Consider the following 8,068-nt stretch of genomic DNA (forward strand, 5'->3'; position numbering starts at 1 on the left):
GGCATAGCAACAAGAAACGGTTATTATTCAGCCTTGGGCGGAACTCATTATGATGTGTCAATCAAGCACTTCCGACCGTCCAGCTAGGCTCGACGTAGATCTATGCATTGTTGGCGCAGGTGCTGCGGGTCTGTCTGTGGCACATGAGTTGATCGACATGGGCATTACGATCGCAATCCTCGATACTGGCGACTTTGATCGGAACCTTGCTGCACAGGCGTTTTCCGACGTCGAAAGCCCTGAATGCGATGTACCGCGTCATGCGCGTATTCGCCAGTTCGGAGGGTCCACCACCGCCTGGTCAGGAAAGTGGTTGCCGTTAACACCCGAAGATCTGCAAGGGACAAATTGGAGTGAAGGCAGTGGTTGGCCCATCGGAGTCGAGGAACTATACCCACACTATGCGCGCGCCTCCATAATCCATAAAGGGCCTGCACTCGAAGACTACGCTCAATGGGCAACCGCACCGGATACGCGCCTTAGGCCCGCTTCGGTTTACTGGCTCGACAAGGGACAATTGGATTTTGGCCAAACAATAGGTAAGGTCGTCGTAAAAAGTGAGACGACGTCCGTGTTTCTGCAATGTACAGCAACAAATGTCGTCCTCGCAGATGATTTGTCCCGAGTGGCGTATCTGGAAGCTCATTCCAAACCGAACCAGAAAACGATGCGAGTGATCGCGCGAGAATATGTTCTAGCTGCGGGTGGCATTGAAAACGCGCGTCTTATGCTGGCGTCAAATAGCCAGATGAAAAACGGAATCGGAAACACACATGATGTCGTTGGTCGCTATTATATGGATCACCCGAGCGGAAGTGTTGCGACGGTGACGCTCAATCCTGGAATGTCCTTTCCAGGCAATCTTGGCATGGCATTTCCGCCGAATGGTCGGCACAGGATGGATACCGGGTCATATATGGCCCCTAAAACGCGCGAAATCGGGCGCTTCGTCAATTCGTACTTTGTGTGGCGGGCGGCGGTGGACGTGGTGCCCACCCCCGAGATACGCAAGCTCTTTTCGACACTTGTGCTAATCAAACACCGCCCGAACTATTTGAAACTATACGTCGAACTGTTGCGCGACCTGTATAAGGTCCAGAAATGCCTTGCCGTCCGATATTTGTGGTTTCTTGTATCAAGGAAGATGGGGCTCCGGAAGCCTGGCCGCAAGTTTCGGATCAACTATCATATGGAAATGATGCCGAATCCCGACAACAAGGTGACTCTCTCGGAGAGGCTCGACCCTATTGGAATGCCATTGTCAAAAGTGCGCTGGAAGGCATCAGAAGCTGAATTGCAGTCAATCCTGAAGCTGCATGACGAAATCCAGACCCTGCTGGATGACACCGGCGCTGGAACGCTTTCCTGGGATTCGGGCCGACCGCCGAAGATCGACGAGCTGCCCTATTCCAGTGCCTCGCATCATATGGGCACGACACGAATGGGCGAAGATCCGACTAACTCCGTTGTTGATGTGCAATGTCAGGTACATGGCATCGACAATTTGCACATTGCCGGGTCTTCAGTATTTCCCTCCGGCGGTTTTGCTAACCCAACTTTCACCATAGTTGCTCTGGCTCTTCGCCTCGCGGCCCGGCTTAAGGTAAAGCTCTTATGACGCAGAAAATCTCTATCATTGGTGCGGGAAAACGCGTCAAGTTCACGGTTCTACCCGCCATTCTGGCCTTGGGAGACCAGGTCGTGCTCTCTAGTATCCATAGCCGTAAGCCTCGTTCTGTGGCGCTACCAGATGGCACCCAGCTGTCCACGATCACATCCTTGGATGCGAAGTACTTTGAAGACATCGATATAGTTATCGTAGCTGTGCGTACGAACGCGATCCGAGACGTTCTTAATGCGCTCAACGATATTCCGCGCAGGAATGATATTTCCATTGTTATGGATACGCCGCCTCTGCGAATTTCTGATTTTGTAAAACCGCATACATTCTCAGACTTCAAGTCGGTCATCGTAGGGGAGGACTGGTTTAAGCTCTCCCCAATACTGCTCATCAAAGATCTCATTGCCCGCAGTGCGATAGGTACGCCGCAACAGATCATACTGGATCGCATGAGCTATCGTTATCACGGGCTGGCAGCCCTGCGATCCATTGCCGATACGCGCTGGTTCCGTTCGATAAAGGCAACAAAATCGGAAGATGGCAAAACGTCATATGCGATTGTCACCGGGAACGATATTTCCTGCCAGGCGATCATGCCAAGGGACTACACGCGCGGCTCCATATCTGTAACCGGAACCCACGGTTGGATATCCAACCATGCACCTGATGGTGACACAGGCGGTGGCCATCTATTTGGATTTCCGCAGGAGACGTCTGGCTGGTATCAGCCGATATCGCTCAATGGGGACACGTTGCCCGCCGATGCTGTTGAGCAATACATGGCAGGTCTCCCATACGAGTATCTCGAAGACAAAACCACAATTAATCGTCTGAAAATAAGAAGTTATGCAAGATTGATCGAAGACCTGATTTCCGATTGCGTGGAGTATGACATTGTTGACGGTCTCTACGACTACGTTGCCACCACAGCCGTGGAGCGATTAAAGCGATTTCGTGACCTGCAAATGCGTAACCCACAGCAAAGTGTCCTACGTACCACTCTGTGCTTTCATAGGCGAGAACGGTAAGCTACTGGGTATGACCTGGGTAGCTTTGCGTTGCAGAGGCCCTCTTGGTCCTCCGACAACCATTTTTCAATGATCCCCGTGAAACCATCGACCTTCGGATGCCGGGTCGGTGCTGACCGCCGATATTCAGGTCGGGTAAAGAACACTAGTATCTTGTGAACGCTGTCCGAGATATCTCGAATTACCGGGCCGCTTCTCGATCGCTCATGCCTTCGACACAGGCCAGACGAACTTGACGATTCAATTCCACAGGAACGATCCGCTCGCTCTCCTCAGTTACAAAAGGCAAGACGAAGATGGGCGACTTGCCTGCCGCCCGCAGTGGGATCAACCCGCCGCTACCGCAATCGAATTGCTAAACGCCGTTCTCAGGATTATTGAACATAGCAAATCGAGCCGTTCTTGGTCGATCACCGGTTGAAACCAATCTTTATCTTCAATTGCAAATCTATAACAGTAACTGTGTCGATAAAGCATCAAGGCAGAGCACAATTTTACCATACCCCGTCGTTAAATTGCTCGGGTTTCAAGTTTATACCAACAATCTCCGAAACAGCAGATGAACTATCATCAGCGCATCAATGGCGGCGTGGTAAGCGTATCTCTGCGATGCTGCAGTGCACTGTGCCGCCGCTATTTCAATTGTGCGAATGTGCAGCCAGCTTCAATAGATACCGACCGTAGTCATTCTTCTGATATCGTTCGGCCTGTGTTATGAGATCATCTCGGTCTATCCAACCTTGTTCGAACGCGATCTCTTCGGGGCACCCGATCTGTTGACCCTGGCGGGTTTCAATTGTGCGAACGAAATTGCTAGCGTCGAGTAAGCTGCCGTGCGTTCCAGTATCAAGCCAAGCATAGCCACGTCCCATGCGCTGGACACGCAGCTGATCTTCGGCGAGATACATTTCGAGCAGGGAGGTAATTTCCAGCTCTCCCCGTGCCGAAGGCCTTATAGCACGAGCTTTGTTCGGTGCTGTACCGTCGACGAAATAGAGCCCCGTTACCGCAAAATTTGACGGTGGAACAGAAGGCTTTTCAACAATGCCGCGTACAGCACCGTCCTTTTCGAAATCGAAGACACCGTAACGTTCTGGATCTGTCACCTGGTATCCGAAGACAGTAGCGCCTTCTACTATTAGATCGGCCGCAGCCATGAGTTTGGGAAGGCCGTGACCAAAGAAGAGGTTATCACCCAGTATCAAGGCTGAAGGATGCCCAGCCAGAAAGGATTCAGCGAGAATGAACGCCTGCGCCAATCCATCAGGGCTGGGCTGCACGATCCATTCAATCGTGACGCCAAACTGTGCGCCGTCACCCAGCATGCGCTGAAAATGTGCCTGATCTTCCACCGTGGTAATGATTGCGAAATCACGGATCCCTGACAGCATCAACACCGACAACGAATAATAGATCATCGGCTTGTCGTAAATTGGTAGAAGCTGTTTGGAGACCCCCAGTGTGATCGGGTAGAGTCGGGTACCAGATCCTCCTGCTAAAACAATGCCCTTGCGTGCTGTCATGTAAGTGCCTTAACTATTCTATGTGTTTCTCTGCGCCAGTCCGGACGCTTAATTCCAAAAATTGACGAGAGTGCGGCGCAGTCTAGGCGTGAATTTAACGGTCGCGCGGCGAGAGTCGGGTAGGCTCTGCTGGAAATGGTCTCCACGGCCACATCGCGCTGTGCGGCTTTAAAAATTTCGCGCGCAAAGTCAGCCCAAGAGACATCCGGTGCGCCCGAAAGATGATAGGTTCCGCCCTTGTCAGGTTCTATCTCGAGAGTTCGAGCAATTATTAGACAAGCTTCGGCAATAGCCTCCGCGGGCGTCGGCCCCCCAATCTGATCTGCTACTACAGAAACATTATTGCGCGATTGGGAAAGACGCAGCATAGTTTTTACAAAGTTGTTGCCATGAATGGAGAATACCCAAGAAGTGCGCAGGATAGCATAAGTACCGCCAACTTTCTTGATCCCATTTTCTCCACCCAGCTTGGAAGCGCCATATATGCCCAGTGGGCCGGTGGCATCTTCCGGTCGCCGCGAAGCCTTACCAGAACCGTCAAATACATAATCCGTAGAAATCTGCACGAATGGGATCGATTTCGCCGCTGCCGCTTCTGCCATAGCTGTGGGAGCTATCGCATTAATCGCCATCGCAGTTTTAGGGTCTTCTTCCGCTTTGTCGACGGCTGTATATGCTGCAGCATTTATCACGGCTGTCGCTTCGCTGGCCGCGATCACTGCCTTGCATGCGCTGGGATCATTCAGATCCGCTTGATCGCGTCCCAAACAGGTAACCCCGTCCAACCTAGCCAGTTCCATGGCCACCTGACCGGTCTTTCCAAAGACGAGAATAGTCATGTCAAAAGAATCCACCGCAAATGCGTAGTCAACATCTCGCGCGTGTAAAGCGCGCTCCCGACAAGCCTTGTTGCCTGCCTCAAATTACAATCCCCAGACGGGCACCTACACCGCCGCGATCCAGAAGAGCTCGCCACCAAAGTTCATTGTCGAGATACCATTGTACAGTACGCGCCAACCCTTCATCAAGCGTAGTGGTGGGTCGCCAAGCCAACTCCTCGCGCATTCTTGAAGGGTCAATCGCATAGCGTAAATCGTGCCCTGGACGGTCAGCGACAAAGATGATTTGTTCCAAATAGGAGGTTTCTTTCGGCAACTTTTTGTCTAATATTGCACAAATCATGCGTGCCAGATCGATGTTGCGTACCTCGTTCTCTCCACCGATATTGTAACTGCGACCTACCACTCCTTTTTCTAGTACCCTTAACAGCGCTTCAGCGTGGTCTTCTACATAAAGCCAATCACGTACGTTCTCTCCCTGGCCGTAAACAGGGATTGGCTTGTCCAAAAGCGCGTTGATTATGACGACTGGGATCAGTTTTTCTGGAAAGTGATAGGGCCCGTAGTTGTTGGAACAATTGGTGATCAATATCGGTAGTCCGTAGGTTTCGCCCCATGCACGCACTAAGTGATCACTGGCCGCCTTTGAGGCCGAGTAAGGCGAGCGCGGATCGTAAGGAGATTCTTCAGTAAACTTACCGATATTGCCGAGTGTGCCAAATACTTCATCTGTAGAAACATGGTGAAACCGGAACGTGTCTTGAAAGTCGCGCGCCGACCAGTAGTCGCGTGCTGCCTCCAATAGCTGGTAAGTGCCAGTGATATTGGTCTCAATAAAGGTTCCGGGCCCGTCGATAGAACGATCAACATGGGATTCCGCGGCCAGATTCATTACGGCATCGGGAGTATGCCTCTCAAAGATACGATCAAGGGCTACGCGATCACGAATATCGGCTTGCTCAAAGGTGTAGAGCGGGCTATTGCCTATCGAAGCTAAGTTGTCGAGGCACGCAGCGTAAGTCAAAGCATCAAGATTGATCACCTCATACCCCATCGACACTGCCAACCGCACAACAGCTGAGCCTATGAATCCTGCGCCACCCGTTACCAGCAATTTCACGAGGTGCCTCCCCAGACAAATGGGCTATCGAAGCATTCAAAAGCTTGAGCCTCAACGTCTTTTTGCGACAAGATAGGTTGAGCCCCGTTTAGCTTCCAGTCAATGTCGAGGCTATCGAACCGAACCGCACTCTCGCACTCTGGTGCGTAGTAATCCGAACATTTGTAGATGATCTCTGTGTCGGGCTCCAACGTAACAAATCCGTGCAGGAAACCTTCGGGAATTAGCAACTGCCGCCCATTCTCATAACTCAATTCGAATCCGACCCATTGCCCATAAGTGACGGAGCCTCTTCGGATATCCACGGCAACATCGAATAATGCGCCACGTCCACAGCGAATTAGTTTGTCCTGGGCATGGGGTGGAGCCTGAAAATGCAGTCCGCGCAAAGTACCCGCCCTTGATGAAAGTGAATGATTGTCTTGAACCCAATCATGATCGAGGCCATGTTCTGCCATTACGCACTTGCTCCAGCTTTCACTGAAAAAACCCCGAAAATCTCTGAACCGTTTTGGTGTTATTAGCAAAACGCCTTGTAGAACCGTCTTTTTAACCTGCACTACTCTGCCTTTCATGCTTCGCAGTCTCTGCTTACAAAAGCAGAAGCAAAATGCAATTGCTTCAGAATGAACAAATTGAAACCAGTCTTTGGACTTCGAACTTCATCAACACATTATAGGTACTTGCGCGTATGTCTAGAATTTCAGCCTTTATCTGTAGATTGGGACTTCCTCAGTTACCCGAAATGGCCCTTTGCAATCCTGGCCAATACATGCCTCGAAAAGGCGCAAAACGCAAATTTACGTAACACCATCTGTAGTCCCGCATCAGCCATTTCTCATATACGTCATGCAACAATACGATGACGTAGCGATGCAGGATGATCTAAGCCCCAAGCTTCCTTCATCTCACTGAGGGTCCTTGGGTTGGTTTGATGGCCTTACGCGACTATTTTGTTAATCATTGTTTTCATTGCGAATTCTCTCGATGTCAGGTTTCCGAGCGTCAAATGTGGTCTGTGGGATTGTAGTCCTTCCTCCATGCTTGCAGCGTGTCACGGGCCCCACCCAGTGAACTGAAGAGCGCCTCGTTCAGTCATTCATCTCTGGGACTTCCGATAAAGTTTTCGATGAACACGTTCTGTTGGGGTTTGCCGGGCGTGACGTCGTTCCAGTGTACGCCGGTTTTTTTGCACCAATCGCAGCACCACATTGCAGGTTAAACCGTTTGGTAGTGTCCCAGCCCCCTGCGCCTGGCCATCGGAACAACCATTGGCCTTCTGGCGCCAGAGGCCGCTTCCAGCCACCCCTACGGCGCATCTGGAGCTTTTCTTCACGGTAGGACTTTTTGTGATTCACCTCGAAACCTCGGCGCACTACCATCACAACAGCCGGCGAAATCCAAACCTGCGGCGCTCCTTCGCAATCGCCTTCATTGCATCGCGCAGTTCGCCTCCGACCCAGCGGGATTGATACCGGACAGTCGAGTAGTCCACATTCAGGGCTGCACACGCCCGTCGCTGGCCCACCTGATGAACCGCCACCTAGCGTCAGATGCTTACGTACCGGTATACTTGGGCTTGTGGAAGGCGCCTTGGCTGATCCTGTTACGCATGCACACGTTGGTCATTTTCTCCTCAGCCCCGTGCTCTTTGGTCATCTGAATGATCTGCTCGTCGCCGAATCTCGTCTTCATGTGTCCATCCTCTGATCGGGCGGACTTCACACAAAACTGGAGGAATTTCTGGGGCTCAGGTCAACGAGCTTTCCGCCGCATTGCAGGATGGAAAATGTGTTCGGGCGCGCTCGGAATCCATTGTGCGTTTACTGCTCCCTCCTAGATTATGTTGACAATTGACGCAGCCAGAGTCGGATCGATGTGATGTCAATGAAGCGGAGGTAGCTTTCTGCAGTCTTGTCATATCGGGTGGCGACACG

Annotated in this window: 7 protein-coding genes and 1 pseudogene; 2 read left to right on the forward strand and 6 right to left on the reverse strand. The window is 51.5% G+C overall.

The window, feature by feature from the left end; genetic code table 11:
* The first annotated feature begins 136 nt into the window (after positions 1-136).
* The gene (locus ACR0IU_RS21750; RefSeq protein ID WP_480717724.1) at positions 137-1,618 is read left to right on the forward strand and encodes a GMC oxidoreductase; all 1,482 of its coding nucleotides are present in this window, start codon (positions 137-139) and stop codon (positions 1,616-1,618) included.
* Positions 1,615-2,649, forward strand: a complete 1,035-nt coding sequence (locus tag ACR0IU_RS21755) for a hypothetical protein (RefSeq protein ID WP_480717725.1) — start codon at positions 1,615-1,617, stop codon at positions 2,647-2,649. Before ACR0IU_RS21750 ends, ACR0IU_RS21755 begins: the two co-directional genes overlap by 4 nt.
* A 638-nt stretch (positions 2,650-3,287) precedes the next feature.
* Here ACR0IU_RS21755 and rfbA read toward each other — a convergent pair.
* The 6 genes and pseudogenes from rfbA to ACR0IU_RS21785 form a co-directional block, all read right to left on the reverse strand.
* On the reverse strand, positions 3,288-4,172 hold the full coding sequence (rfbA, locus tag ACR0IU_RS21760) for a glucose-1-phosphate thymidylyltransferase RfbA (protein ID WP_480717726.1): 885 nt from the start codon (positions 4,170-4,172) through the stop codon (positions 3,288-3,290).
* Positions 4,169-5,011, reverse strand: a complete 843-nt coding sequence (rfbD, locus tag ACR0IU_RS21765) for a dTDP-4-dehydrorhamnose reductase (RefSeq protein WP_480717727.1) — start codon at positions 5,009-5,011, stop codon at positions 4,169-4,171. Before rfbD ends, rfbA begins: the two co-directional genes overlap by 4 nt.
* A 79-nt stretch (positions 5,012-5,090) precedes the next feature.
* Positions 5,091-6,131, reverse strand: a complete 1,041-nt coding sequence (gene rfbB, locus ACR0IU_RS21770) for a dTDP-glucose 4,6-dehydratase (protein ID WP_480717728.1) — start codon at positions 6,129-6,131, stop codon at positions 5,091-5,093.
* Positions 6,128-6,706 carry a dTDP-4-dehydrorhamnose 3,5-epimerase gene (rfbC, locus tag ACR0IU_RS21775; protein WP_480717729.1) on the reverse strand — a complete coding sequence of 193 codons (579 nt, stop codon included), beginning with the start codon at positions 6,704-6,706 and terminating at the stop codon, positions 6,128-6,130. The genes rfbB and rfbC overlap by 4 nt, the downstream gene beginning before the upstream one ends.
* Positions 6,707-7,688: 982 nt before the next feature.
* A complete protein-coding gene (locus ACR0IU_RS21780; RefSeq protein WP_480717730.1) occupies positions 7,689-7,826 on the reverse strand; it encodes a hypothetical protein in 138 nt (45 codons plus the stop codon).
* Positions 7,827-7,972: 146 nt separating this feature from the next.
* Positions 7,973-8,068, reverse strand: a pseudogene (locus ACR0IU_RS21785) (IS5/IS1182 family transposase); the annotation flags it as partial.

It is taken from the genome of Ruegeria sp. CL5, from assembly GCF_056536485.1.